Annotated in this window: 18 protein-coding genes; 10 read left to right on the top strand and 8 right to left on the bottom strand. The window is 73.0% G+C overall.

Features of this window, described 5'->3' with window-relative positions:
* Positions 1–173: 173 nt before the first annotated feature.
* Positions 174–1,448: a ricin-type beta-trefoil lectin domain protein gene (locus tag ACFXOA_RS27060; protein ID WP_385033764.1), complete on the bottom strand. Its 1,275-nt coding sequence runs from the start codon at positions 1,446–1,448 to the stop codon at positions 174–176.
* A 388-nt stretch (positions 1,449–1,836) separates the two neighbouring features.
* Between ACFXOA_RS27060 and ACFXOA_RS27055 the strand changes: the two genes are divergently transcribed.
* Together ACFXOA_RS27055 and ACFXOA_RS27050 are read left to right on the top strand one after the other, a co-directional pair.
* Positions 1,837–2,244, top strand: a complete 408-nt coding sequence (locus ACFXOA_RS27055) for a VOC family protein (RefSeq protein ID WP_385033761.1) — start codon at positions 1,837–1,839, stop codon at positions 2,242–2,244.
* A gap of 658 nt (positions 2,245–2,902) precedes the next feature.
* Complete coding sequence (locus ACFXOA_RS27050) at positions 2,903–4,195, top strand: YeeE/YedE family protein (RefSeq protein WP_385033758.1); 1,293 nt, start codon at positions 2,903–2,905, stop codon at positions 4,193–4,195.
* Positions 4,196–4,333: 138 nt separating this feature from the next.
* Here ACFXOA_RS27050 and ACFXOA_RS27045 read toward each other — a convergent pair whose 3' ends face one another.
* On the bottom strand, positions 4,334–5,485 hold the full coding sequence (locus ACFXOA_RS27045) for a PP2C family protein-serine/threonine phosphatase (RefSeq protein WP_385033755.1): 1,152 nt from the start codon (positions 5,483–5,485) through the stop codon (positions 4,334–4,336).
* Between the two features lie 202 nt (positions 5,486–5,687).
* Between ACFXOA_RS27045 and ACFXOA_RS27040 the strand changes: the two genes are divergently transcribed.
* The 7 genes from ACFXOA_RS27040 (at position 5,688) to ACFXOA_RS27010 (ending at position 18,151) form a co-directional block, all read left to right on the top strand.
* Positions 5,688–8,036 (top strand): GH92 family glycosyl hydrolase, encoded by a 2,349-nt coding sequence (locus tag ACFXOA_RS27040; RefSeq protein ID WP_385033752.1) that lies wholly within the window; start codon positions 5,688–5,690, stop codon positions 8,034–8,036.
* 274 nt (positions 8,037–8,310) lie between these two features.
* Complete coding sequence (locus tag ACFXOA_RS27035; protein WP_385033749.1) at positions 8,311–9,840, top strand: glycoside hydrolase family 43 protein; 1,530 nt, start codon at positions 8,311–8,313, stop codon at positions 9,838–9,840.
* Between the two features lie 340 nt (positions 9,841–10,180).
* Positions 10,181–13,216 carry a hypothetical protein gene (locus ACFXOA_RS27030; protein ID WP_385033746.1) on the top strand — a complete coding sequence of 1,012 codons (3,036 nt, stop codon included), beginning with the start codon at positions 10,181–10,183 and terminating at the stop codon, positions 13,214–13,216.
* A gap of 270 nt (positions 13,217–13,486) precedes the next feature.
* A complete protein-coding gene (locus ACFXOA_RS27025) occupies positions 13,487–14,641 on the top strand; it encodes a polyprenyl synthetase family protein (protein WP_385033743.1) in 1,155 nt (384 codons plus the stop codon).
* Positions 14,638–16,170, top strand: coding sequence for a phytoene desaturase family protein (gene crtI, locus ACFXOA_RS27020; protein ID WP_385033740.1), 1,533 nt, complete (start codon positions 14,638–14,640; stop codon positions 16,168–16,170). The genes ACFXOA_RS27025 and crtI overlap by 4 nt, the downstream gene beginning before the upstream one ends.
* Positions 16,167–17,153 (top strand): phytoene/squalene synthase family protein, encoded by a 987-nt coding sequence (locus ACFXOA_RS27015; RefSeq protein ID WP_385033738.1) that lies wholly within the window; start codon positions 16,167–16,169, stop codon positions 17,151–17,153. The genes crtI and ACFXOA_RS27015 overlap by 4 nt, the downstream gene beginning before the upstream one ends.
* The gene (locus ACFXOA_RS27010) at positions 17,150–18,151 is read left to right on the top strand and encodes a DUF5914 domain-containing protein (RefSeq protein WP_385033735.1); all 1,002 of its coding nucleotides are present in this window, start codon (positions 17,150–17,152) and stop codon (positions 18,149–18,151) included. Before ACFXOA_RS27015 ends, ACFXOA_RS27010 begins: the two co-directional genes overlap by 4 nt.
* Positions 18,152–18,153: 2 nt before the next feature.
* Here ACFXOA_RS27010 and ACFXOA_RS27005 read toward each other — a convergent pair whose 3' ends face one another.
* The 5 genes from ACFXOA_RS27005 to ACFXOA_RS26985 all read right to left on the bottom strand — a co-directional run bounded on the left by ACFXOA_RS27005 (position 18,154) and on the right by ACFXOA_RS26985 (position 24,813).
* Positions 18,154–19,707: an FAD-dependent oxidoreductase gene (locus ACFXOA_RS27005; protein ID WP_385033732.1), complete on the bottom strand. Its 1,554-nt coding sequence runs from the start codon at positions 19,705–19,707 to the stop codon at positions 18,154–18,156.
* Entirely contained in the window at positions 19,704–20,438 is a 735-nt protein-coding gene (locus ACFXOA_RS27000) for a class I SAM-dependent methyltransferase (protein WP_385033729.1), read from the bottom strand. Before ACFXOA_RS27000 ends, ACFXOA_RS27005 begins: the two co-directional genes overlap by 4 nt.
* Positions 20,438–21,643, bottom strand: a complete 1,206-nt coding sequence (locus ACFXOA_RS26995; protein WP_385033726.1) for a lycopene cyclase family protein — start codon at positions 21,641–21,643, stop codon at positions 20,438–20,440. Before ACFXOA_RS26995 ends, ACFXOA_RS27000 begins: the two co-directional genes overlap by 1 nt.
* The gene (locus tag ACFXOA_RS26990; RefSeq protein ID WP_385033723.1) at positions 21,640–22,905 is read right to left on the bottom strand and encodes an NAD(P)/FAD-dependent oxidoreductase; all 1,266 of its coding nucleotides are present in this window, start codon (positions 22,903–22,905) and stop codon (positions 21,640–21,642) included. Before ACFXOA_RS26990 ends, ACFXOA_RS26995 begins: the two co-directional genes overlap by 4 nt.
* Positions 22,906–23,283: 378 nt before the next feature.
* Positions 23,284–24,813: an alpha/beta hydrolase gene (locus ACFXOA_RS26985; RefSeq protein ID WP_385033720.1), complete on the bottom strand. Its 1,530-nt coding sequence runs from the start codon at positions 24,811–24,813 to the stop codon at positions 23,284–23,286.
* Positions 24,814–24,904: 91 nt separating this feature from the next.
* On the opposite strand from ACFXOA_RS26985, the gene ACFXOA_RS26980 reads away from it, so the two are divergent.
* On the top strand, positions 24,905–25,852 hold the full coding sequence (locus ACFXOA_RS26980; RefSeq protein ID WP_385033717.1) for a MerR family transcriptional regulator: 948 nt from the start codon (positions 24,905–24,907) through the stop codon (positions 25,850–25,852).
* 271 nt (positions 25,853–26,123) lie between these two features.
* On the opposite strand, the gene ACFXOA_RS26975 is transcribed toward ACFXOA_RS26980, so the two are convergent.
* Positions 26,124–26,549, bottom strand: coding sequence for a hypothetical protein (locus ACFXOA_RS26975; protein ID WP_385033714.1), 426 nt, complete (start codon positions 26,547–26,549; stop codon positions 26,124–26,126).
* Positions 26,550–26,665 lie beyond the last annotated feature (116 nt).

Genomic DNA, 26,665 nt, shown 5'->3' with positions numbered 1-26,665 from the left:
CGAAGGACGTCGAACTCGCCGCATAACCCCACCATCCGAACCACCCCAAACCCGACAGGGATGCCTTGACGAACGACATAGAGGCACCCCCCCCGGGGGGAAGACGCGGGCGCTTCCCCGCCCCCCCCGGGGGGAAGACGCGGGCGCTTCCTCGCCCCCGGGGATGACGTGACCTACCGGGTCACCGTCCACTTCTGGTTGGCGGTTCCGGCGCAGGTCCAGATCTGCAGCCGGGTTCCGTTGGCCGATCCTCCGCCGACCGCGTCCAGGCACTTGTTCGCCTGCGGGTTGACGATGTCCCGTGCCGCGGGGACGGCCCATTGCTGGGCCGCCGTGCCGTTGCAGTCCCACAACTGGACCGCGGTGCCGTCGGCGGTTCCGGCGGACGCGACGTCGAGGCACTTCCCCAGGGCGCGGATGGTGCCGTCGGCGCCGACGGTCCAGCGCTGTGCCGCACTGCCGTTGCAGTCGTACAGCTGCACGGGTGTTCCGTTGGCGCTGTTGGCGCTCGGTACGTCGACGCACTTGCCGCCGACGCCGGTGATGGGCCCGCCCGCAGGCTGTCCGCCGTCCGTGCTCACGCGGACGTAGTCGACCAGGAGTTGCTGGGGGAGGGGAGTGCTGCCGTCCGGGTCACCGGGCCAGTAGCCGCCCACCGCCAGGTTGAGGATCACGAAGAACGGCTTGTCGAACACCCACTGCCGGCCACCGAGATCGGCGGGAGTACGCCGCTGGTAGACGGTACCGTCCACGGACCAGGTGATCGCGTTGGGGCTCCAGTCGACGGCGAAGGTGTGGAACGCGTCGGCGAAGGCCTGTCCGCCGGGGAGGCTGTAGCCGGCACCGATCCCGCCGGATCCGGAGTACCCGGGGCCGTGCAGTGTGCCGTGGACCGTGGACGGCTCGAAGCCCACGTTCTCCATGATGTCGATCTCGCCGGAGGCGGGCCATCCGACCTGGCCGATGTCATTGCCCAGCATCCAGAAGGCGGGCCAGATGCCCTGTCCGCGGGGGATCTTCATCCTAGCCTCCACGCGCCCGTACGTGGTGGTGAACTTCCCAGCGGTGTTCAGCCGGGCCGAGGTGTACTCGCACCGCCCGTACCAGCACTGGTAGTTGCCCGGGTTCTCCTTGCGCGCGGTGATGACCAGATGTCCCTGCCCGTCGAGGGCGGCGTTCCGGTTTCCGGCGGTGTAGTACTGCCGCTCGTGGTTGCTCACGTTGTCGCCGGTCTCGGTCTGCCACTTCGAGCCGTTCACGGCTGATCCGGCGGGGCCGTCGAACTCGTCGGAGAACGTCACCGCCGCGGCCGACGCCGCGGCCGCCGTGCGTGCGGGCGCTCCACCGTCGCGGGCGGAGCCCTGAGCGAGTCCGGTCGACAGGGATGCGAGCGTGAGCGCCGAGGCGAGCAGGATCAGCAGCCGTCTCGGCAGGCGTGCGGGGTCCATGAGTTTCCCTTCATGGAGCATGGGAGAAATAGGCATGCGCATGACAGGCATCCGACCGCGCCAGGTGCGGGAGAGGCGGCGTGAGGCCGGTGGGGGGTCAGGGCCTCTCGTCCGGATCGGGCTCCGCTTCCTGATCCGGCCCGATCCAAACGAAAGACCCTATCTCGTTACGTGATTTAAGAAGTGAACGATGGGGGTGTCAAGGGCTTGGTATGGGCCAGAACGTTGAACGGGGGATGCGTTCCGGGGTGCCCGGCCGCCCCTGGTGCGCGGCCCCGCACTCGGTGACGCCTCGGCCGGTCGATCCGGCGGGGGCGGGTTCGTCCGGATTCCGGTCCGCGATGCGTACGCTGGCCCTGCTGATGAAACCTCACAAAAGGGGAATCCGATGACATCTCAACTGAACCCGTACCTCAGCTTCCCGGGGGACGCGCGCCAGGCGCTGGAGTTCTACGCGAGCGCTCTGGGCGGCGACCTCTCCCTCAACACGTACGGCGAGTTCGGCGGGGGCGGTGGCGCCCACAGCGACAAGATCATGCACGGCCGGCTGGAGACGGCCGGTGGACTCACCCTGATGGGTGCCGACAACCCTCCCGGAACCGAGCACAAGCCGGGCAACAACTTCGCGGTGAGCCTGAGCGGTGACGACGCGGACGAGTTGCGCGGGTACTGGGACAAACTGTCCGAGGGGGCCACGGTGTCCGTCCCGCTGGAGAAGCAGATGTGGGGCGATGTGTTCGGCATGTGCACGGACAAGTTCGGCATCGCCTGGATGGTCAACATCAGCGGGCAGTAGCCGTGGAGTTCGCGGGGTGGGCGCGTGAGTCGTGCGGCGGGGCCGTGTTCCTGCCTGCGACCGCACAGGCCGGCGGGTGCGCGGGGCGTTCTGCCGCGCACCCCGCCGACGCGCTCGCGGTGTGCGCCGGCCGCCCCGTCGCCCGGGAAGCCCATGCCGCGAAACCGTCGCCCGGGAAGCCCACGCCGCGAAACCGTCGCCCGGGAAGCCCACGCCGCGAAACCGTCGGAAGGCCCCGCGCCGCGCGGCACGGCTGAGGGCCCTCCCGCGAGGCCCGGTTGGCCGCACGAACCCGGCTACGGCATGTCGTGTGGTCCGGACATCGGCACGCGTTCGGTGCGCGGACGTCCCGATGCCGTGCGACGCGCCGCATCCGACGTCGCGCGCCGGCCCGCCGGGCATCGCGGGACAGCCCTTGGCCCGGTGCCCCGCAGGGAACCCCGCGTGTTTCCGGATGGTGAGACCGCGGTGCATCCGGAGCGGCACCCTCCATATATTCGTACGCATGTCTGCACCGGCCCCGCTCCTGCGCCTCGCGCTCTTCGCGCATTCGGCCTGGTGTGTCGACGACGGGCTCTGTAGCGGCTGAACCAGGGTCGGTGCGCGCCTGCAGCCGACCGCCGTGCCACCAGCCGTCGACCACACCCGGAGACCCTCCGTGACCACCGCGCCACCTGCCGGGCCGGCCGCACCCCCGCGCACCCGGCCCACCCTGTTCGCCCCTTCCCCCACATCGGTCCCGCGGCCGGATGCGCCGCCCCTGCCTCCGGTACGCCGGACGCCCCTCGCGGTATCCGGGCTGATATCCGTCGCCCTGACCGCCTACGTCTGGCTCCAGCACGGCACCAAGCCCGGCGTGCTCCTCCTGCTCGGCCTCGGACTGGGCGTGGCCCTCTACCACTCCCGGTTCGGCTTCACCTCCGCCTGGCGACAGCTCATCGCCGTCGGAAACGGCACCGGGCTCCGCGCACACACGCTGCTCCTCGGAACCACGGCGACACTCTTCGCCCTCGTCATCGGTACGGGCACAGGCCTGTTCGGCTCGCAGCCCGCGCCGTCGGCAGGGCCCGTCGGTATCGGCCTGGCCGTCGGATCCCTGCTCTTCGCCATCGGTATGCAACTCGGAGGCGCCTGCGCCTCCGGAACCCTCTTCGCCGTCGGATCCGGTCAAACTTCCGTCGTGCTCACCCTCGGCGGGTTCATCGCCGGAGCCACACTGGCGGCCTGGCAGTTCGACCTCTGGAAGGACCTTCCCGCCTGGGAACCGGTCGTCCTCTCCGACCACATCGGCTGGTTCGGCTCCTGGGCGGTGACGATCGCCGCCCTGCTCCTGGTCGTCGTCGTCACACGGCGCGTCCAGGCCCGCCGCAACCCTCCGCCGCTCGGCCCGGTGCCCTCCGCGCGCACCACCGCCGCCCGCGTCGTGCGGGGCTCGTGGCCACTGGCGGCCGGAGCCCTGGCGCTGGCCGTTCTCGGTGCCGGTGTCCTGCTGGTGTCCGGGGGAGCCTGGGGCGTCACCAGCGCGTTCAGCCTGTGGGGCTCGGAGCTGGTGGGCGCGCTCGGCGGACACCCGGAGAACTGGACCTGGTGGCAGCAGCCGGGCAACTCCGAGACGCTGGCGGGCCCGGTGCTCGCGGACAAGACCAGCCTCACCGACATCGGCATCATGGCCGGCGCGGCCGTCGCGGCCGCCCTCGGCGGCACCTGGACCCTGCACAGGGGCATCCCGTGGCGCACGGCGGTCGCATCGGTGCTCGGTGGCCTGCTCATGGGCATCGGCGCCCGTCTGGCGGGAGGTTGCAACATCGGCGCCTACCTGGCCGGAGTCGCCTCGGGCAGCCTGAGCGGCTGGCTCTGGGGCGCCGTGGCCCTGGCCGGCACCTGGATCGGCCTCAGGCTGCGCCCCGTCTTCGGCCTCGGCAATCCCGAGCCGGGCGACGGCGTCTGCTGAACCCGGATTCCCTGCTGGGGCCGGGCCGTCGTGGAGGGGGCTTCGCGCCCGCGCCGCGACGGAGCCGACCCGCGTCACGTCGTGTCCTCGCGCCGGGCCCGCGACGTCCGTCCGGTCCGCGAGCCGCCCGGGTCCGGCTCATCCCTCGTCCGGTCCCGGCTCCGCGTGGGTGACCGCCACCAGGGCGAGATCGTCGGCCAGGACCCCGTTCGTATGCCTGTGGACGGCCTTGGCGAGCCGATCCACGACCTCCGGCGGCCCGGAGCGCCACGACCTCATCAGGTCCTCGTCGGGCGTGTAGAAGCGGCCCTCGGCGTCCCGTGCCTCCAGGAGGCCGTCGGTGCACAGCAGCAGCAGATGGTCCGGGCCGAACGGGCGGGTCTCGTCGGCCCACGGCCCGGTGTCGAACTCACCCAGGCCCAGCGGCAGCCCGGGATGCTCAGGCTCCCAGGCCAGGAGCGCGTTCTCGTTCACCAGGTAGGCCGGGCAGTGGCCCCTGCTGATGAGGCGCACCTCGGTTCCCTCGTCCGGGATCTGAGCGATGGCGGCCGTGACGAAGTGCTCGTCGCTCGTGTCGGATCCGCCCTGCACCGCGGTGGCCTCGCGGGTGTGCCGGCTGACCGCCTCGTCGAGACGGTGAGCCAGTTCCGCCAGGGTCGGGGAGTGGTGGGCGGCCTCGTGGAAGCTCCCCACCAGCGCCGCCACGCTGGGCACGGCGTTCAGGCCCTTTCCGCGCACGTCGCCGATGAGCAGACGGACCCCGTAGCGGGTGCGTTCCACGGCGTAGAGGTCGCCGCCGACCGCGGCCGCCGCGGAGGCGGCTTCGTACCGGACGGCGATCCACGTCCTGCCCTGCCAGGCCCGTACGGGTGGGAGAACGGCGCGCTGGGCACTCTCCGCCACCCGCTCGGCCCCCTGGAGCCGTCGCCTCAGGTACAGCCGCAGCCGGCAGAGCGGGACGGACGCCCAGGCGAGGATCACCATGGCGATGTAGTCCACCACGGCGTGATGGCCGTCGGACGACAGATGCCTCGCGAAAAGCAGGACCAGACCGGCGAGACTGTTGAGCGCGGCCACCGCCACCACGGTCCGCAACGCGTAGACGCACGCGGCCATCATGCTGCTGAGGATCAGGAAGACGTCACCGCTGAGCGCCCCGGGCGTGGGCAGGTCGACCGCCAGGGCGAGCGCCACCAGTGCGAGCGGCGCGAGCCGAGCCCACCGGGGGAGGAGATCGCTCTCGTCCTGGTACCTCGGGACCAGCCCGGTCGTGGTGCGGTGCGGACTCATGCGGCGGCTCCGGGTGCGAACGGGCGGTGGCCTCCGCGGTGTGCGGACGGCTTCCTCACTCGACCTTGGCGCGCCCGGAGCGGACCCGCACGTGGAACACCGGCGCCCCGTCACCACTCTTGACGAGTACATGTATTCAGGCCAAGAATGATCGCGCAGTGCGCATGACAACGTTGTCTACGTTTCGAGAGGCGCTCATTCCATGAGATGGACCCACTGGATACGAGGTGCGGGGGCGGCGGTCGCCACGGCTGCCCTCCTCGGCGGCGCCGTCGCCGCGCCCGCCGCCGCGGACGGAGGCGGACACGCCGGGCACGGTCGTCTCACCGATCTCGTCAACCCGTTCATCGGAACCGAGAACGAGGGCAACACCTACCCCGGTGCGGCTGTGCCGTTCGGCATGGTGCAGTTCTCACCCGACACGGGGCACAACACCGGTTACGACTACTCGGAGACCCACATCAAGGGCTTCTCCACCGTCCACATCTCCGGCGTCGGCTGCGGACTCGGCGGTGATCTCCCGGTCCTGCCGACGACCGGCGACATCACCTCCACCGACAACGCCGCCTACGCGGCGGAGTTCAGTCACGACGACGAGAAGGCGAGCCCCGGCACGTACGAGGTCGGCCTCGGGACGGGCATCAGGGCCGAGCTCAGCGCCACCGAGCGGACAGGGGTGCAGCGCTACACCTTTCCCGCCACCGACAAGGCCAACGTCCTCATCAACGCGGGCCAGTCGCTGCACAAGACCCTGAACACCAAGGTCGAGATCCTCGACAACCGCACGGTGCGCACGGCGATCACGGGCAGCGGCTTCTGCCAGGACACCAAGCCGTACACCGTGTACACCATCACCCGCTTCGACCGCCCGTTCCTCGACTCCGGTACCTGGAAGGGGGACACGGTCACCCCGGGTTCGGCCTCGTCCTCCGCCGGCAGTGAACGCAGCGGCGCCTTCGTGCGCTTCGACACGACCAAGGACCGGACCGTCGAGGCGACCACGGCGATCTCGTACGTCGACGCCGACGGCGCCGCCCGCAACCTCCGGGCCGAGGGCGGACGTTCGTACGACCGTGTGGCCAGGGCCGCGCAGGCCGCCTGGGAGGACCGCCTGGGCGACGTCCGGGCGCAGGGGGGCAGCGAGACCCTGCGGCGCACCTTCTACTCGTCCCTCTACCGCTCGTTCCTCGCCCCGAACATCGGCAGCGACGTGGACGGCCGTTACACCGGGTGGGACCAGAAGACCCACCGGGCCAAGGGGTTCACCTACTACCAGAACTGGTCGCTCTGGGACACGTACCGCACCCAGGCCCAGCTGCTCTCGCTCCTGGCGCCCGCGGAGTCCCGCGACATGGCGATCTCCGTCATCAAGATCGACCAGGACAGCGGCTGGCTGCCCAAGTGGGGCTACGGCACGGTCGAGACGAACATCATGACCGGCGACCCGGTCACCCCGTTCCTCACCAACGCCTACCAGCAGGGCCTGCTCAAGGGCTACGAGGAACAGGCCTACCGCGCGCTGAAGAAGAACGCGGACGGAGTCCCGCCGGCCGGGTCGGCACCCGTGGGCCGTGAGGCCAACAAGGAGTACCTCGCCGAGGGGTTCGCGCCGTACATCAAGGGCCGCGCCCATGTGAAGCCGGGTGACTCCGACTACGACCACGGGGCGTCGGCGACGCTGGAGTACGCGCTCTCCGACGCGATGCTCGGACAGATGGCGAAGGAGCTGGGGCACAGGGACGACGCGGCACGGTATGCGGCGCGCGCCCAGAACTACCGCAAGATCTACGACAGTTCGACCGGCTTCTTCCGGGCGCGGGACGAGAAGGGCGACTTCACCGGACCCGCCGACCCCGCGCAGAGCGAGGGCTTCCACGAGGGGACGTCCTGGCAGTACCAGTGGCTCGTCCCGCAGGACCTGCCCGGCATGGTCTCGCTGATCGGCGGTGTCCAGGCGGCCAACCAGCGCCTCGACTCGTTCTTCGCCTACGAGCAGTTGCTCCAGGACCCGGCGAAGACTGCGCGAGAGGTGTGGGTGAACGGGCCGTACGCCTACTACAACGCGGACAAGTACAACCCGCAGAACGAGCCCGACCTCATCGCCCCGTACACCTACCTCTCGACGGGGCAGCCCTGGAAGACGACCGACGTGGTCCACGCCGCGCTCACGCTCTTCACCGACACCCCGACCGGCATGACCGGCAACGACGACCTCGGCACCATGTCCGCCTGGAACGTCCTGTCCTCCATCGGGATCTTCCCCGTCCAGCCGGGCACGGACACCTGGGGCCTTTCCACGCCCGTCTTCGAGCGCGTCGACCTGACGCTCGACCGGCGGTACTACCCGAAGGGGCGCCTGACCGTGAAGGCGCCGGGCACCACCGACGCGGCGCGCTACATCCAGTCCGCCCGCGCCGACGGCGCGCCGTACGGGAAGACCTACCTCACCACCGAGGACATCAGGGACACGCGGGATCTGACCTTCGAGGTCGGCACGTCCCCCTCGACGTGGGGCACCTCGGCCGCCGCGGCGCCGCCCGCGCTGAAGTGACGGACTGAACCGCCGGCTCCCGTCCGACCGCGGACCCGCCCCTCGTCGGAGGGGCGGGTCCGCGGTTCCGTGTCGAGGTGCGACCGCTCGTCGAAGCGCTTCGACCATGTGCCCCTCGATCATCGATCGACGCTCGTGGAGTCGCCCGGCTTTCCGAGTGCGAGCTGTGTTACGTCCTACCCGTTGACACCTCTGCGGTCGGGTGTCATCTTCGAAGCGCTTCAACGATCATGGCCGCAGGACACGGTCCTGGCCCCGACCCGAGGACGGACCGATGACGTTCTTCGACAATCCCGTGCTCCCCGGATTCAGTCCGGATCCGAGCATCTGCCGTGTGGGCGAGGACTACTACATCGCGACCTCCAGCTTCGAGTACGTGCCCGGAGTGCCGCTGTGGCACAGCCGCGACCTGGTCGACTGGCGGCTCGTCGGGCACGCCCTGGACCGGCTGACGCTTCCCGATGACGCCCCGGCCTCCTGCGGGGTGTACGCTCCGACGCTGCGTCACCACGACGGCCGCTTCTGGATGATCACCACGGTGGTCGCGGGAGCGGGCAACGTCCTGGTGACCGCCGAGGACCCCGCAGGACCGTGGTCGGATCCGGTGCCCCTCGGCATACCCGGCATCGACCCCGATCTCGCCTGGGACGACGACGGGACGTGCTGGTGCGTGTACTCCCACGACGGCATCCGGGGGGTGCGCCTGGATCCGGAGACCGGCGAACTCCTCGGCGAACCCGTGGCCATGTGGTCGGGGAGCGGTCTGCAGTATCCGGAGGGCCCCCACCTCTACAGGATCGGCGGGTGGTGGTACCTGCTCCTGTCGGAGGGCGGGACGGAGCGTGGGCACGCCATGTCGCTGGCCAGGGCCCGCAGCCTGCCGGGTCCCTTCGAACCCCATCCGGCCAACCCGGTGCTCTCCCACCGCAGCACCGGCCACCCGGTCCAGAACACCGGCCACGGCGACCTGGTCGAGGCCCACGACGGCACGTGGTGGATGGTCCTGCTGGGCACCCGGCCCCGCGGTGACACCCCGAAGTTCCACGGAATGGGCCGGGAGACCTTCCTCGTACCGGTGAGCTGGGAGGACGAGTGGCCCCTGCCCGGACCGCTGGAACTCCGTGCCCAGGCGCCTGCGCTCGCCCCGCACCCCTGGCCGCGCGAGTCGCCCCGCGACGACTTCGACTCCCCGGCACTTGCCCCCTGCTGGGTCTCCCTGCGTCACCACGACCCGGCTGCCGCGCGCCTGGACGAACGCCCCGGGCACCTGGTGCTGCATGCCCGCGCCGACGGTCTGGAGAAGCCGGGCGCGCTGTTCGTGGGACGCCGCCAGCGCGACACCGACTGCCGCGCGCGGACCCTGACCGACGTGGGAGAGGACGGGCGCGGTGGCCTCGCGGTGCGGATCGACGAGGCGCACCACTACCAGGTGGAGAGGGAGGGCGATGTCGTGCGAGCCGTCGCCCGGATCGGTCCGGTACGCCAGACGGTGGCGGAGCAGGCCGTCCCGCCGGGCCCTGTGACACTGAGGATCGATGTGACGACCGCCGAGGTGCTGCCCCCCACCGTCACCACACGCCCGGCCGACGGCGAAACGGACGTCCTCGCGGGCCTGCGCGTGGGCGGACCCGACACCCTCCGGCTGGGATACGAGAAGGACGACGGGGCGTTCGAGGTGCTCGCGGAGCTCGACGGCCGATACCTGAGCACGGAGGTCGCGGGCGGCTTCACCGGCCGGGTGATCGGCATGTACTCGACCCGGGGCGCGGTGGCCTTCGACTGGTTCGACCTGCGGCCGTCCTGACGCGGAGCCGTCCAGGCCCGTGGCTTCCCGCCGCGGGGCCGTCCTCACCGGCGGCCGTCGTGTCCAGGGCCGTCCTCACCCGCCGCCGGGGCAGGGACCTACCGCCCCGGACCGGTCGTCCGCCCGGCCCGCGCGAGGACGGCCCGCGCGAGGACGGCCCGCGCGAGGACGGCCCGTGCGAGGACGGCCCGTGCGAGGACGGCCCGTGCGAGGACGGCCCGTGCGAGGACGGCCAGGGCAGAAAGATCGTCACAGGTCTTCTGCGCCGGACCGCACGTTCCTACGATGGCGCGATGAACTGTGGGGGCGGGTGGGACGGGTGAGGCCTCGGGCGTCAGTCGTGGTGACGGTGCTGGTCTTCCTGCTGTCCGGCGTGCTGGTGGCCTGGGCACTAGACGGCGCCTTGGGGCTGTCGTTCACGCGGAAGGCCGTGCCCGTCGAGCGGTCCGGCTCCGCTCCGGCGGATCCACCGCGCCCGGCGCCCACGGTGCGTGCGGTGACCGGCATCGCGGGCACCCGGCTGCAGCTCGCCGGACAGGCGGTCGGCGAGGCACTCGCCGCCCGTGGCGCCCACGCCCCCACGCTCCGACCCGACCGCGACGCGAAGCCGGCCGGCGACGAACTGACCGTGCGGGTGGGCAGCCTGTCCGGGGCCGGATCCGCCGAACGCTACCGGCTGACCCGCACCGGGCACGGCTACGTCCTGGACACGGCGTCCGCGGCCGGAGCCGCCGCAGGCCTCTACCGGTTCGCCGACCGGGTCCGCGGCGGTGACGACGTGCTCGCCGACCGGGGGCGCGTGGTGTCCCCGCGTCTGGGCCTGAGGCTGATCGACACCGGCGCGGTCGGCCTGGACGACGACCCGGCCCGCTTCGCCGGCGGCGGTGACTACTCCCTGAACTCCGACGTCGTGGGGACGGCGTTGCTGCCGAAGGCCCCATGGGTCGACCCCGCGGGGGCGGCCCGGATCGGGGCACAGTTCCGCGCGCTGGTCCGCCATGCGCTGAGAGACGGCTACAACGCCGTGGTGGTGCCCGGCTTCCTGGAGTACGTCACCTTCTCCGGCGTCGGCGACGGCCGGGCGGTGTACCCGACGGGCGACGTGCACGTCGCCCGGGCCCGCGCCATGCTCGACGCGTTCGCGCCGGTGTGGCGGTACGCGCACGAGGCGGGCATGCGGGTCTACTTCCAGACCGACATGCTCGCGCTGTCCCCGCCGCTGCGCCGGTATCTGGAGCACGAGTTCGGCGGACTGCACACCGACGACCCGGACCTGTGGTCGGTGTACGCCGCAGGCCTCCGGGAGCTGTACGACGCCATGCCGTTCGCCTCGGGACTGATGATCCGCACCGGCGAGGGAGGTTCCGCCTACCGGCTGCCGGGATGGGACTACACCTCGGCGATCGAGGTGACGACGGCCGGGGCGGTCCGCGCGATGCTCCGCTCGCTGCTGGCCGCGACCGCCCGGGACGGCGGAGACGGGGAAGTGATCTTCCGCACCTGGAGCGTCGGCGTCGGCGCCGTCGGGGACCTGCACACCAGCCCGGCCTCGTACGCGAAGGTGCTCGACGGGATCGACGACCCGCGCCTGATCGTGTCGACGAAGTACTCCCAGGGCGACTTCTACTCGCATCTGCCGCTCAACCCGACCCTGCTGGGCGGCTCCCAGCGGCGGATCGTGGAGTTCCAGGCACGCCGTGAGTTCGAAGGGCAGGGTGCGCTGCCGGACGATCTGACGGAACTGCACCGGACCGCCCTGCGGCGATTCCTGTCCGCCAACCCCCACGTCGAGGGAGTCTGGACCTGGGCGCAGACGGGCGGGCCACTGTACGCCGGTCCACGCTCGCTCTACCTGCGCACCGGTTTCTGGCAGTTGTGGGACGTGAACGTGTACCTGACCGCCCGTCTCGCCCAGGACCCCGACACCGACGTCGCGCGCGCACGAGCCGCCTGGATCCGCCGCACGTTCTCGGACGACCCCGCCACCGTCTCCGCGGTCGAGCGGATCCTGGCGCTGTCCCGCCCGGTGATCACGCAGGGGCTGTACATCAGGCCGTACGCGGACACCTCCGCCAGAGCCCTCGGGCTCGAACCCCCGCCGATGATGTGGATCTTCGAGTGGGACATCGCGACGGGCGACAGCGCCGCCCTGTCCAGCATCTACGCCGCCACCCGCGCCGGGCTGCCCCAGGCGCTCGCCGACGGGCGGCGAGCGGTCGAACTCTCCCGCCGGCAGGAGCGCCTGCTCGCCGGGACGGACCCCGGCACCTGGAGCGACCCGCGGCTGCGCGACCGGCTCGCCGCCGCCCTCGCCTACCAGAGCGACCTGCTGACGGTGCTGGGCGACTACCGGGGCGCGGTGCTGTGGCACCAGCGGTGGCTGGACACCGGCTCGGCCGACGCGTCCACCCGATGGCACGCGGCCGAGAAGAGTTTCCGCGCGGCGGCCGAGGACCACCGGCGGCGGTACGGCTCCGATCTGGACCTGCCTGCCTACAACTTCACCGCGGCCGAACTGGGCCTGCGCAGGGCCGACCGCGACCCGGCCATGGCGTGGTGGGCGCGTGCCCTCCTGCTCGTCCTGCTGCTGGCCGCCGTGGCCGCCGTGACGCTGCGCGGAATGCCGGGAGCGGCGGGAGTGCGCGCCCTGTCGGCCGCGGCGCTGCGCCCGTGGCGGGTGGGGGCGCCGGCCGATCCGCCGGGAAGGCTGGACCGGGCCGTGGTGTGGCTGCTGCCCGGGCTGGTGCTCCTCGCGAGCCGTGCCGTGTTCACCTGGGCGGAGGCGCCCGCGCACCTGACGGTGACGCTGGGCGCCTGGGCGGTGTTCGTGGGCGTGCTGCGGTGCGCCGCCGGGCGTCACGGGTACCGGCTGGCGGCGGCCGTCGGTGGTGCGGCGGTGCTTCGGACGCTGCCTCTGCTGGGCGTCCTGGCCGTGCGCGGGCCCGGCTTCTACTGGTCCGGATTCTGGACCTCGGCGTCGGGCAGGTTCCTCTACGTCACCGTGGCGTGGGCGCTGTTCCTCTGGGTGTTCGCAGCCGCCTGGTGGGCCCTGCGCGCGGGCTACGGCCTGAGCGGCCGACGGGCGTGGGGGTGGCTCCTTGCCGCCGCCGGCGGCGCGGCCTCCGTGTGCGGCGCCCTCGTCTGGGCGACGGGCGCCGAGGCGTCCCTGAGCACCTGGAACGACCAGATGGCCCTGCTCCCGTGGGGACTCCATCGCATCCTGGGACTCACCGAGTACCTGGGAATCCCCGCGACGCTTCCGCGCACCTTCACCCTCACCGCCGCCTTCGCCGCGGTGACCGGCCTGCTGCTGCTCACCGTCCGCCACAAGGGCGCGCGGGCGAACCGGACCGGTGGGCCGGCACGGGAGAGCTGAGGGCCCACCGGCGACCGGTCCCGCCACGCGGGTGGCGACGGAATCCCTGCCGTCCGGGCCTCGTCCCATCAGCCCCGGTCCGTCCCGCACGCTCCGCGGCGGCCCCGCCCGGTGTGTGGCTCGACGTCGATCTCCCCGGCGACGTCCGCCGTCCGGGTGGAATCCGCCGCGACCCCGCCGTGCACAGGGCAGGCATGGACGCATCCGAGGTCCCCTGCACCGGAGGCGCCGTCGGATGCGGTGGCTGACAACCGGGCGAAAGGGGCACTCATGCTCGGTCCACGGGCGACGCGGGCAGGTACGGGGGGAGGTACCGGGGGTCTCGAGGAGGCGCCGCGTACGGCGGCGGAGGCCGCCCGGGCCGTGGAGGCCGTGCTCGGGGAGCACCTCGACACGAGAGTGCGGGAGGCGGCCCGGACGGACCCGGTGTTCGCCCAGGAAGTGGCCTCCAGGGTCGCGTCCTTCGCCCTGCGCGGGGGCAAGCGGCTGCGGACGGCATTCGTCTGGTGCGGATGGCTGGCAGCCGGGGCCACCGGAGACCACCGGACACCGTTGCGTCTGGGCGCGGCGCTCGAACTGCTCCAGACCTGCGCGCTGGTGCACGACGACGTCATGGACGAATCGCCGGTACGCCGCGGCGCCCCCGCCGTGCACATGGACTTCGCCCGCATACACCGCGACAGCCGCATGCGCGGTTCCGCCGCGTCCTTCTCTGCGGGCGCGGCCGTACTGGCGGGCGACCTGGCGCTGACATGGGCCGACGACCTGCTCACGGAGATCGCCCTCTCCGACCCCCACGGCCCGCGACTCCACCAGGAGTGGCGGGGGATGCGCTCCGAGATGATCGCCGGCCAGTACCTCGACATGCGGGCGCAGGCGACCGGATCGGCCGACCCCGCCCAGGCCAGGAACATCGCCGTGCTCAAGAGCGCGCTCTACACCGTCGAACGGCCGCTGGTCCTGGGAGCCTCCCTCGCGGCGGCCGACACCCGGACGACGGACGCGCTCCGCTCCGCCGGACGCTGCGCGGGACTCGCCTTCCAGCTCCGCGACGACCTGCTGGGAGCCTTCGGCGACCCGGCGGTCACGGGCAAACCCGCCGACGAGGACCTGCGTTCACGCAAGGTCACCTACCTCCTCACGGTGGCCCTCCGGCGCGCCGCCGAGTCGGGTGACACCGAAGCCCTGGCCGTACTCGGCCCAGGGACGGCCGCTGCGGACAGGGACACCGTCGCGGACATGCGAGCGGCCCTGCACCGCACGGGCGCGCGGGCGTTGGTGGAGGAGGAGATCACCGCGCTGTCGTCATCGAGCCTGAGCCACTTCGCCTCCTCCGGAGCGGAACGCGAAGCCCGCCGGGAGTTCGCCTCACTGGTCGCCCGGGCGCTGGGCACCGCACCGGCCGCCGACGTGGAGGACGTATGAGGACGGTCCAGGGGCCCACGGACCATGTCGTGGTCGTAGGAGCGGGACTGTCCGGTCTCTCCGCCGCGCTCCACCTCCTCGGGGCCGGCCGCAGGGTGACCGTGGTGGAACGCGACGCCGGACCGGGCGGCCGAGCGGGACGTCTGGAGGTCGACGGGTACCACGTCGACACCGGACCCACCGTGCTCACCATGCCGCACCTGGCCGACGAGGCCTTCGCCGCCGTGGGCGACAGCCTCCACCGCCGGGTCGAGCTGATTCCCCTGGACCCCGCCTACCGAGCCCGTTTCGCGGACGGCAGCCACGTCGACGTCCACACCGACGGGGACGCGATGGAAGCCGAGGTACGCCGGTTCGCCGGTGCGGCCGAGGCGGCCGGATACCGCAGACTGCGGACCTGGCTGGAACGCCTCTACCAGGCCCAGATGCGCCGCTTCATCGACACCAACTTCGACTCACCGCTCCAGCTCCTGCACCCGGACCTGGCACGGCTGGCCGCCCTGGGAGGCTTCGGCCGCCTCGACCCGCAGATCGGCAGGTTCCTCACCGACCCCCGGCTGCGCCGGGTGTTCTCCTTCCAGGCGCTCTACGCCGGGGTCGCACCCGCCCGCGCTCTCGCCGCCTACGCGGTCATCGCCTACATGGACACCGTCGCGGGCGTCTGGTTCCCGAAGGGCGGCATGCACGCCCTGCCCCGAGCGATGGCCGACGCGGCGGCGGACGCCGGAGGCGAATTCCGCTGGTCCTCCGAGGTGAGGGAACTCGAAGCCACCGCCGGGCGGGTACGGGCCGTCCTGCTCACCTCCGGTGAGCGGATCCCCTGCGACGCGGTCGTGCTCACACCCGACCTGTCCGTGGCCCACCGTCTGCTGGGCCGGGCGCCCCGCCGGCCGGCGCGGCTCCGGCACGCCCCCTCGGCCGTGGTCCTGCACGCCGGCACCGACCGGACCTGGCCCGAACTCGCACACCACACGCTGTCCTTCGGCGCCGCCTGGGAAGGCACCTTCGACGAGCTCACCCGGACCGGACGGCTGATGAGCGACCCCTCGCTGCTCATCACCAGGCCGACGACGCACGACCCCTCGCTCGCGCCGTACGGCAGGCACCTGCACTACGTGCTGGCCCCCTGCCCGAACACCACGACCGGCCCCTCGGCGACCACCTGGGGCGACCTGGGCCCGCGGTACCGGGACAGCCTGCTGTCCGTACTCGAGTCCAGAGGGCTCCACGGGTTCGAGGCGTCCCTGGAGCGGGAACTGCTCGTCACCCCCGTGGACTGGACCGCCCAGGGACACGCGGCGGGCACCCCGTTCTCCGTGGCGCACACCTTCGCGCAGACCGGCCCCTTCAGGCCCCGCAACCTCGTGCGCGGCCACGACAACGTCGTCCTCGCCGGATGCGGAACCACCCCGGGCGTAGGCGTGCCGACCGTCCTCGTCAGCGGGAAGCTCGCGGCATCCCGCATCACCGGCGGGCCCCGCACGCCCGGCCGCCGACGCGCCCCCGTCCCCGAGAGGCAGAGCCGATGAGCCGACGCGAACTCGACGCCGCCGGGATCACCGCGCCCGCGCTGCGCGCCGCCTACGCCAGGTGCCGGCGCCTCAACGCCCAGCACGGCAGGACGTACTTCCTCGCCACCCGGCTGCTTCCCGTCGAGCGGCGACCGGCCGTCCACGCCCTGTACGGCTTCGCCCGATGGGCCGACGACATCGTCGACGACCTCGACCGCGGACAGCCTCCCGCAGAACGGGACCGGCTGCTGCGGCGTCTGGAGAGCGACCTCGCCCATGGACTGCGGACCGGAGGCGGCGGCGAACCCGTGGTCCGCGCCGTCGCGGACACCGCCGCCCGCTACCGGATCGACCACGCGCTGTTCGCCGACTTCCTGGCGTCCATGCGCAGCGACCTCACCGTCACCGACTATCCGTCGTATCCGGAACTGCGGGCCTACATGCACGGATCGGCGGCGGTCATCGGACTGCAGATGCTGCCGGTGCTCGGCACGGTCGTCGACCGCGAGCAGGCCGCTCCGCACGCGGCCGCCCTCGGTGAGGCGTTCCAGCTGACGAACTTCCTCCGGGACGTCGGTGAGGACCTGGCACGCGGACGCGTCTACCTCCCGGCAGACCTGCTCGCCTCACACGGCGTCGACCGGCGCCTGCTGGAATGGAGCCGGCGGACCGGGCGCCACGACCCGCGCATCCGGAACGCGTTCGCCGACGCCGACGCCATGATCCGCACCGTCTACGCGTTCGCCGAGCCGGGGATCGCGATGCTCGAACCACGGGTACGGCCCTGCATCCGCACGGCGTTCGTCCTCTACCGGGGAATCCTGGACGCTGTCGCTGCCGACGACTACCGGGTACTGCACCGGCGTGCAGTGGTGCCACGGCGACGGCGCGCCCTGACCGCCTCAGGAGGGCTGGTACGGATCCTCGGCGCAAGGGCGAGACCCCGGCGGGCGGGCGCGGCACCGGAACAGACGGCCGGAGCGAAGGGAGCCCCGCGATGAGCGCCGCCCGGCGAAGGTGGTCGCCACCCCTGCGGGTGCGGAGCGCGCCCCGCTGGGCCGTCCAGCCCCCCACCTGGCGTCGCGCGCGACCTGCCCTGATCGCCGACGCGCTGCGCCGGGCCGGGACGCGGCCCTCGGGCAACTGGTACGTCGTCGGGGCCTCCCGGGAACTCGGCGCGAGGCAACGCCCCTACGGCCGGACCGTCGCCGGAGTGGAGATCGTCCTGTGGCGGACGCCCGACGGCACCCTGCGGGCCGGGCCGGGGGAGTGCCCGCACCTGGGAGCACCCCTCGGCGACAGCCGTGTCGTGTGCGGGACCCTCATCTGCCACTGGCACGGACTCGCCCTGGACGGCGGCCCGTTCGCCGGATGGGAGCCCTTCCCGCTCCACGACGACGGGGTGCTGGTCTGGGTGAGACTCGACGCGGCCGGTGGCGAACCCCCACTGGAACGCCCGGTCGTCCCCGTCCGGCCGGCACCCGACGGCGCGGTGGACGCCGTCTTCACCACGGCCGGCCGGTGCGAACCCGAGGACGTGGTCGCCAACCGGCTCGACCCCTGGCACGGATCCTGGTTCCACCCCTACGCGTTCGTCGGGCTGAAGGTGGTGGAGACCCCGGAGGACGCAGGGGCGGACTCCTTCGCCGTGGACGTGTCGTTCAAGGTCGCCGGACGGCTCGTGGTACCCGTCCGGGCGGTCTTCACGGCGCCCGAGCCGCGCACGGTCGTCATGCACATCACGGACGGGGAGGGTGAGGGGTCGGTGGTCGAGACCCATGCCACCCCGATCACCGCGCCAGGAGCCGCCCACCCCCGCACGGCGGTCGTCGAGGCGGTCGTCGCCTCGTCGGACCGGCGAGGCTTCGCCCTCGCCCGCGCCGCCGCGCCCGCTCTGCGCCCCCTGATGCGCCGGACGGCGGGCAGGCTCTGGCGCGACGACCTCGCCTACGCCGAGCGGCGCTGGTCGCTGCGGAGCACCGGGCGCTTCCCCGGCTGACCTCAGCGCCGCCCGGCGAGCCCCGCCAGCGCGCGCAGGGCCCGTGAACGCCCCGCACGGGGAACGGTCCGCAGGGTCTCGCCGCGCACCCCCCAACCGGCCAGCAGCGCGTTGGCCGCGAGGAAACCCGAGGTGGCGGCGCGCTCCATCAGAGCGACCGGGAGACCGGTACGCACCAGGTCACCCGCGAGCATCACGCGGGGGTGGGGGGTACGGATCCCCGGGCGCCGCCGGTATCCGCCCACCGGGAAGACCGGACAGTCGGCGCGCCACTCGTGACGTGCGTCCACCAGCCGGGCGTCCCTCGTCTCCGGGTAGACCTCGTGCATCCGGTCGAGCATCCTGCGCTGGACCTCCTTGCGTTCCGCCCGCTCGTCCACCGCGTACGCGTGGAGTTCGAGCACCGAACCGCCGGTGCGGGCGGCCCAGCGGGCCGACTCGCCCTCCCAGCGGTCCAGGACACTGATGTTGTCGAGCCCGTCGTACCCGCTGGTCCCGAGGAACCCGGCACGGCTCCCGTCCACCGGGCGGTCCAGCCACAGCCGGGAGACGAGGAACGGCGGGGCGGTACGCAGGGCGCCGATGTCCTCACGCCACCGCGCGTCCCCCAACCGCGGTGATCCGCCCACGACATGGCGCAGACCGTCCGTGTCGAGGGACAGGACGACGCCCTCGTACCGGCCGGTCCCGCCCTCGGCCTCCACGGCGAGGCCGCCGCCCGCCGCCGGACCCACACGGCTGACCGGGCTCCCGGTGCGCACCTCGGTGCCGAGTCCCCGCAGGTACGCCTCCAGCGGTTCCCACAGCGCCTGGGGGAACGGCTCGCGCGGTACGTCGAACAGGAGCCCTTCCGACGACCCCAGGAAGTAGATGTGGAACATCAGCAGGAGTTCGGCGGCCGACAGTTCGCGCGGATCGGCGAAGAAGCTGCGGGAGAACACCTCGAACGCCAGGTGCCGTGCCGCCTCCGGGAAGTCGATCCGCCCGAGGAAGTCCTCGGCGCTCATCCCGTCGAACCGCTCGTAGACCCCGGGGACGCGCACGTCGAGCAGCGGCAGCGCCTCACGCGGATTCATGGCGGCGAGGTCACGCCAGCCGAACGACGGGCTCAGGGCGACGAAGCCGAGCGCGCTCCACGGCGGTGTCCTCGGGACGCGGGCGAAACCGTCCGTCAGCCCGTTGGCGTGCCGGAGGGGGTAGTCCGGCAGCGGGACCAGTGCCGACAGCCCGGGATCGGCGCGGCGCAGCAGCGCCCGCAGGTTGTAGTACTGACGGAAGAAGGCGTGGAACCCCCGGCTCATGGTCGCCGCGGACCCGTCGGCGAGGGTGACGGGCCAGCCGGCGAGGCGGCCGCCCAGACTCTCCCCTCGCTCGTGGAGGGTGACGTGCACGCCGCGCTCCGCCAGACAGGCCGCCGCCGCGATCCCGGCGATGCCACCGCCGACCACCGCGACCGACGGTGCCTCTGCGCCGAAGCGGGCGCGGCCCGGTTCCGGCAGGATCACCTCGGCCCTGCCGTCCCGGCCGTGTCCGCCGGTCCGCTCGCGGGCCCTCATGCCGCACCGGAGCCGACCGGCCCCGCACCGTCGCCGGCCAGGAACGCATGCACGATGCCCGTCTGCCAGCCTCCGACCGGAAGCGTGCGCACGAAGGGGAAGCCCGCCCGGGCGATCCGGTCCGCGAAGAGCGGCGCGGTGTCGAACGCCAGGACGCTGCGCCACAGATGGCGGTACAGCTCGCGGTCGCCGGTCAGCGTCCCCGCCGGCACGATGACGCCTCCGCACACCGCGTTCCACACGGCCCGGTGCACGGGAGAACCGCTCAGGCTGTACTCGTGGACCAGCAGACGGCCCCCCGGGCGCAGGAGGGTGCGCACCGCTCCGAGCACCGCGTCCGGGTCGGCCACGTTGCGGAAGAGGTAGGCGGCGAACACCGCGTCGAACGAACCGTCGTCGTCGGTGGTGGACAGTTCCTCCGCCGACCGGTGCAGGAAACGGACGTTCGCCGGCCACCGCTTGGCGCGCGCCCGCTCCAGCATGCCGGAGGAGGCGTCGACCGCAGTGATCCTCGCGTACGGCGCCGAGCGCAGCAGCGCACGCGTCGACGCGCCCGTGCCGCACCCGAGGTCCAGCACCCGCAGCCCTCTTCCGCCGCGGGGGAGCCGCAGCCGGCGGGCCGAGCGGAACAGGTCCGAGCGGTAACCGGGGTTCAGCGCCGTGAGCCGGTCGTAGGTGAGTGAGGCGTGGTCGAAGGCCCGCGCCAGATCGCGGTCCCGCAGCAGGGTCATCAGGTGCGCTCCTCGGACGGGCCGGTCGGCCGACGGGTCAGGAAGGGGAGTTCGGCCGCCGTGCGGAGCATCGGACCCACCGGGGTCCGCAGGCCGATGCCGAACTCCTCCCAGGGTGAGCTCCCGCCGTCCAGGAACCTCAGAAGGCGCTCCATGGGCACCCGGCGGAACAGATCGGTGAAGAAGCGCGGGCCGTCCACGCGCCCGGTGTCCAGCGCCCTCAGCAGGACCGCGTCCATGGCGAGCGCACGGCGGCCGTGCGGCGGGGGGACGCCGGGGCGGCCCCGCTCCAGCGCCGCCACCACGGCGAGACTCTGGCGCCGCACCGCGGCGAAGGTGTAGCCCGTCGCCGGACGCGTGGCCCCGCCGGCGGTCCCGATCCGGAATACGGCGTGCCCGGCCCGGCGCGGGAACCGCGCGTCGGTCATGGGGATGACGCCCTGTTCGGCGGAGTCCACGGTGAACCGGCCGAGCCGCAGGACGCTCCCGGCGTAGTGCCGCAGCGCCTCGTCGTACGCCGCGGTCGTGAGCGGGGTCCGGGAGAACTGGGTGTACTCGATCAGCGCCCGGTCCGGTGCGAGCGGCAGCACGTAGCCGAACGCCAGCCCGTGGCGCGGCTGGGGCACCCGGAAGTCCATGAGGTCGGCGACCTCCGGATCGAACCGGGGCAGTGATGTACGGACGAACCAGCCCCGGAAGTGCTGCAGCAGCAGCGTGCGGTGCGGCGGTACCCGCCGCACGGGCCGGGAGTCGAAGACGAGGCCGGCGCGCAGGGTGAGCACCTTCCCGTCCGGGGTGGTGCAGCGCACCTCGGCGCCCCGGCGCGCGTCACTCACCTCATGGGCCGTCGCGCGCACGACCCGGGCGGTGCCCGACGCCGCCAGGCGGGAGTGCACGAGCCGTTCGAACGGGCCCGAACGCACCATGCGGTAGCGCAGCGGCGCCGGCTCCGACTCGACGACGCGCCCCTCGGGTCCCCGCACCCGCAGCCGTCGCCAGGATGCGGTGACGGCCTCCTCGAACGTGTCCGTGCCGGCCTCCCAGTAGCACCAGGTGCGCTCCGGGGGCCGCAACGGCCCGTCGGGCGCCTCGACCAGCGTCACCGTCCGGCCGGTGGTGGCGAGGCCGTGGGCCAGGCAGAGCCCCGCCGCGCCGCCGCCCACGACGACGATGCCGTCGGACGGCCTCCGGCCGCGGGCCGTCACGACCCCGGTGTCCGCACACCGGCCCGGTCGGCCAGCACCTCGCGTGCGGCCCTGCTGCCGGACGCCAGCGCGCCCTGTACCGAACCGGTCGCCCTGTGGTCCCCGCAGACGTAACGGCCCCGCGCGAACCGGGTCGTGCGGCTCAGGGGCCAGGGCGGGCGCATCGCCGGGAGGGCCCCCTCCACCGTACGTTCGGCGACCGTCTCCCAGGTGCTGGTGTCCGTGTCGTACAGCTCAGCAAGCCGGGCGCGGACCGTAGGCTCCCCGCCGGCCGGGCCCGTCCCCAGGACCGACGTCGACACCAGTGCCGTGCCCGGCGGCGCGTAGGTGGGGGCTACCTCGGTGAGGACACAGCTGTTGAGAACGGCGAGTCCGCTGTCCACGACCAGGGTCGGCTCGGTCAGAGGGGAACGGGCGGCGGCGTGGTAGTACGTCGTGACCGTCCGGCTGCCCGGCACCGGCAGCCCGGGCAGCAGCCGCGCGGCCAAGGCGGCGTCCGTGGCGACGACCACGACGTCCGCCGGCCGCTCCTCCCCGCCCGCGAGGAGGACCCCGTCGTCGGTCACCTCGGCCACGGCCGCTCCGAACCTGACCGTCCCCTCCGGAAGACCCGCGGCGAGCTGTGCGGGCACGGCGCCGATGCCGTGCGCCGGCAGGCAGAGGGTTCCCCGCGCCATGCTCCGCAGGACCAGGTGCATGAACCGTGCCGAGGTCTCCAGACCTTCCTCCAGGAACACCCCGGAGAGGAACGGACGCAGGAAGTCCTCCACCACCCGTGGTGACAGCCCTGCGCGGACGAGCGCCTGCGACGCCGTACGGTCCGGCCCGCCGGCCACGAGCCGGGCCGGCAGCAGGGCGTCACGGGCGGCGAGTGCGGCGAGGGCCGCCAGATCCCTCCCGGCCAGGACGCGCCCCGGGAGCAGCTGAGCCCCGTCCCGGGGGCGCCTGGTCGGGTCCGTCACCCGCACCCGGCCCGCGGGTGTACGGGCCACGAGCCCCGGGGTGAAGGGGCGCAGGCGCAGGGCGCGCAGATCGACACGCCTCTTCACCTGGGGGTAGGAGGTGTTGAAGACCTGGAAACCGCGGTCGAGGAGGAACCCGTCCCTGCGGTCGGTGCGCATCCGCCCGCCGACCGCGTCGGACGCCTCCAGTACCTCGACGCGCATCCCGGCGTCGCTGAGATCCAGTGCGCAGGCCAGGCCCGCCAGGCCGGCGCCCACGACGACGGCATCCGGCCGCGACGGGTGCTGTCGGTTCGTCATCCGTGTCCCTCGGCTCGCTCCCGTACGACCGACGGGTTGTCAACCCGATCACGTTCCGGGCGCCGAAGCCAGCAGCCGCCACGAGGATGGTCTCTTCGGGTGACCGGTCCTTCCGTCTCCGGCCGCCCGTCGGCCGGGACCGTCGTGGGCTTCACCCTCTTCCCGTGGCTCCTCCGGATCACCTCGTCGCCCTCGCACAGGCCGTCGTCCTCGGTCCCCACAAGGATCTCCTCGCCCGGTGCGGGGGCCGATGCGCCCCCCGCCGGCTTCGGGCGGATCTCCACGAGTCGCACCCCCCGGGCCGGGGAGGGGACTGTCGGGCCCGTCGGCGGCCGACCGTCGCGGAGCCCACCACCTGCCGGACCTCCTGGACACGGATCAGGTGGTCAGGTGGCTGAGCACGGCACGCAACGCCCCGCGCACCGCCTCGCGGGACTCCTCGGTCAGGTCGACCGTCTCGAAACCGTGGTGGCCGTTCGGCACGTCGATCACGTCGAGCGCGGCACCGCAGGCGGCCGCCGCCTGCTCGAACTCCTCGACCGTGGCCGCGATCTCGGCGCTCTCCAGGCCCGCCCGGACGAGCACCAGGGGGAGGGTGCCCGCCCGTGCGACGGCGTCCGAGGTCCGGAACCGGTCGCCGATCCGGCCCCAGTTGGGCAGTGCCGCCATGATCGGGTAGTTGACCGCCAGGCACCGCAGCCACCCGGGTGGCTTCCCCATCCAGTCCGCGGTCAGCGGACCGCTGCCCGAGAAGAACCAGAGCGCGACCCGGTCCGAGTCCACCCGCGGATCGGCCCTGACCCGCTCCACGGCGTCCGCCACGTCGGCCGCAGCCCGTTCGTAGTCGTTCAGGGAGTGCAGACGGTGGTCGAGGATCGCGCCCACCACCCCGCGACCGGCGACCGCGCGGGCGTATCCCTGGAGGACGGGCCAGTCGCGGGGGGTCGGCCGGGCCTCCGCGGGCACCGGCCCGCCGTGGACGAACACCACGGCGGGGTGCGGACCTCGAGCTGCGCACGGTACGTACAGGTCGATGTTGGTGGTGCGTTCACGCGGCACCTCCGGCACATCGATCGGGAACGGCCCCAGGTGCGCGGGCGGCCGCGCGGCGTCCGGAGCCGTCAGGCGGATGCCCTCGCCCGCCGAGGCCCGCAGCAGCGCGTCTGCCAGGGCGGCCGGTGCCGACAGCATCGGCCAGTGCCCCGTGGGCAGTTCGAGGAACGCCCACCCGGCGTCGAGCAGCGGCAGCAGAGTGGGCTCACCCAGATTCACACGAGCCTGGACGAGGGCGATGCTCGCACCGTTGCCGACGCACAGCACACCCGACCTGGGCAGACCGTCGGCCGCTCCGGTCAGACGGAGCGGCTGCAGCAGCGTTCCCAGAGGCTGAGGACGGGCGCGTTCCGTGAGCCGGTCGATCTCCGCAGCGGGGACATCCGCGGTGCTGCCCCAGAGCCGCCACTCCCCGCGCGACGGGGGCGGAAGGACGGCCCCCTGATCCCCTTCGGCAGCGCTGCGCAGCACACTCTCCCGGAGCCCCTGATCGGCCACCGCGGCGAGAGCGGGCACTCCGTCCTGGGGCAGTCCCGAGTCGAGGTACACGATCCGGGCGACCGAACCCGCCCGCCGGTCGGCGGCGCCCACGACGGGATGGATGCCGTAGTCGTGGCCCACGAGCACGATCCCGCCCGCGGCCGTCCGCGCGGCCCCGTCGATCGCCGCGACGACATCGGCGACGTGGGTCTCCAGGTCCACCACCCCCGCCGCCCCGGAGGCGTCTGTGGCACCACCGAGCCCGCTGAGGGCCACGGCGTGCACATCCGCTCCCGCCTCGGCCAGCCGTGCGGCCGTGCCGTCCCAGACATGCGGACCGGTGAACATGCCGGACACCAGAATGAACGTGGTCACTGATTCTCCTCGGTACGCGATTCGGAGCGGACCGGCCGGGTCGGCCGTTCCGTCGCCGGTACGGTAGGAACTCCCCCTGAGGGAGGTTCAAGTGGTGACGTCCTACGACGGGTTGTGGGGAATCGGCGAACTCGCCGAGCGTGCCGGAGTCAGTGTCAAGACGGTCCGGTTCTACTCCGACAACGGCCTGCTGCCCGAGGCCGGCCGAAGCGTCGGCGGCCACCGCCGTTACCGGTCCGGGGCCCTGGACCGCCTGCGGATGATCCGCTCGCTCCGGCAACTGGATCTGCCGCTCCCCGTGGTGCGCCGGGTGCTCGACGAGGAGGACGCCTCCGGCGGGGCGGCTGGCGCTCTGGAGGAAGCCGTGGCCGGGCAGTTGCGCGAGCTGGGCTCGCAGGCCAGGGCGCTTCGCTGGAAGGAGGCGGCCCTGCGCTCGGTGCAGGAGTGCCCGGCCGCCGAACGCGCGGACCGGCTGCGACTGGTCGCCGCACTGGCGGCCCCGCCGAGCACGGCCCCCCTGGTCCGGTTCTGGCGTGCCTGGCTGCCGCCGCGGATGCCGGCCCGGTCGGTCACCGCGTTCATGGACATCGCCGTCCCGCAGCCGCCGGAGCACCCGGAACCGGGACAGGTCCTGGCTTTCGCGGGGTTGAACGCGCTGGTCACCGGCAGTTGCGGCGGATCAGCACCGACCCAGCCGGCAGCTCACCGCACCGCCGACGCCCGGGCCTCCGCCGTGCTGTACGCCGGCCTGGCCGAGGCGTACGAGCTGGCCGGCGCCGAGATGCGGCGGGGGCGGCGGCCGGCCCCTGGTGAGGCGCTGGACGGATTCGTCGACGCCTACGCGAGCGCCGGCGCCACCGCGGACACCCCGGGCTTCCGCCGGGAGCTGTCGCGGCAGCTCGCCTCCGATCCCAGGATCGACCGGTACTGGGAGCTGACGGCCGAACTGACCGCCGTACACGGACGCCCGCCGGAACCGACACCCGGGTCGGCGCACGACTGGCTCGTCGCGGCACTGGACGCCGCATCGGGCCCGTAGGCGGACCTGAGGGCCTGCCGGTCGTCAGGACGACACCTTGACGACCGGCAGGCCCTCAGCACACCGCGTCTTTCGCGTTCCTGCCCCGGCGGCCCCACCACGGCAGGTGAGGCCGGCAGATCACCACGCCGGCCTCGGGGGCCTGTGGTCACCGGGACCTGCCGTCTCGGGGCCGGCGGTCACTGGGGCCGGCGGTCACTGGGGCCTGCGGTGACGCCTGCGGTCACTGGGACCTGCCGTCTCGGGGGCCTGTGGTCACCGGGACCTGCGGTCACTGGGGCCTGCCCAGAGCCCAGCCGGAGACGTCGGCCAGGCGCCCCCGCCACAGGGGGAGACGCAGCGATCCCGTGCCGCCGAGGACCAGGGTCGCGTCCCGCAGATGGATCCAGCGCGGCAGAGCGCCGCCGTCGTCGGCCACGAGCTCTCTGATCCCCTGGTCCACCGTCTCGGGGAACTCCGCGATCAGGTTCGCGCCCTCGCCCTCCACCTGGCGCAGACTCCTCGCCCAGTCCGCCTTCCACGCCTCGTGCCCGATCACATCTCCGTGGAGAACTCCGCCGGCCACCGCGAGCGTGATCGGCAGACCGGAGCGGAGTTCTCTGTCCAGCAGCTGGATGAGCAACTGGAGCTGCAGATCGGGTACAGGCTCCGTTATCACCGTGGCCGTCTCCGGCCGTGTCCCGACGGACTCGCTCATGGACCGCTCCCTTCACCTCACCTGACGAACGGCAGGTGCCAGCCCGTATGCCCCCGTGGGCAGGCGTCACACCCCGATGACCAGGGAGATCCGGCTCTCATGCCGGTGCGGAGCAC

It is taken from the genome of Streptomyces sp. NPDC059166 (assembly GCF_042755185.1).
In the GTDB taxonomy this organism is placed as follows: Bacteria; Actinomycetota; Actinomycetes; order Streptomycetales; family Streptomycetaceae; genus Streptomyces.
The sequence above is the reverse complement of the archived record's forward strand: the minus strand, read 5'-3'. Positions and strand labels throughout refer to the sequence as shown.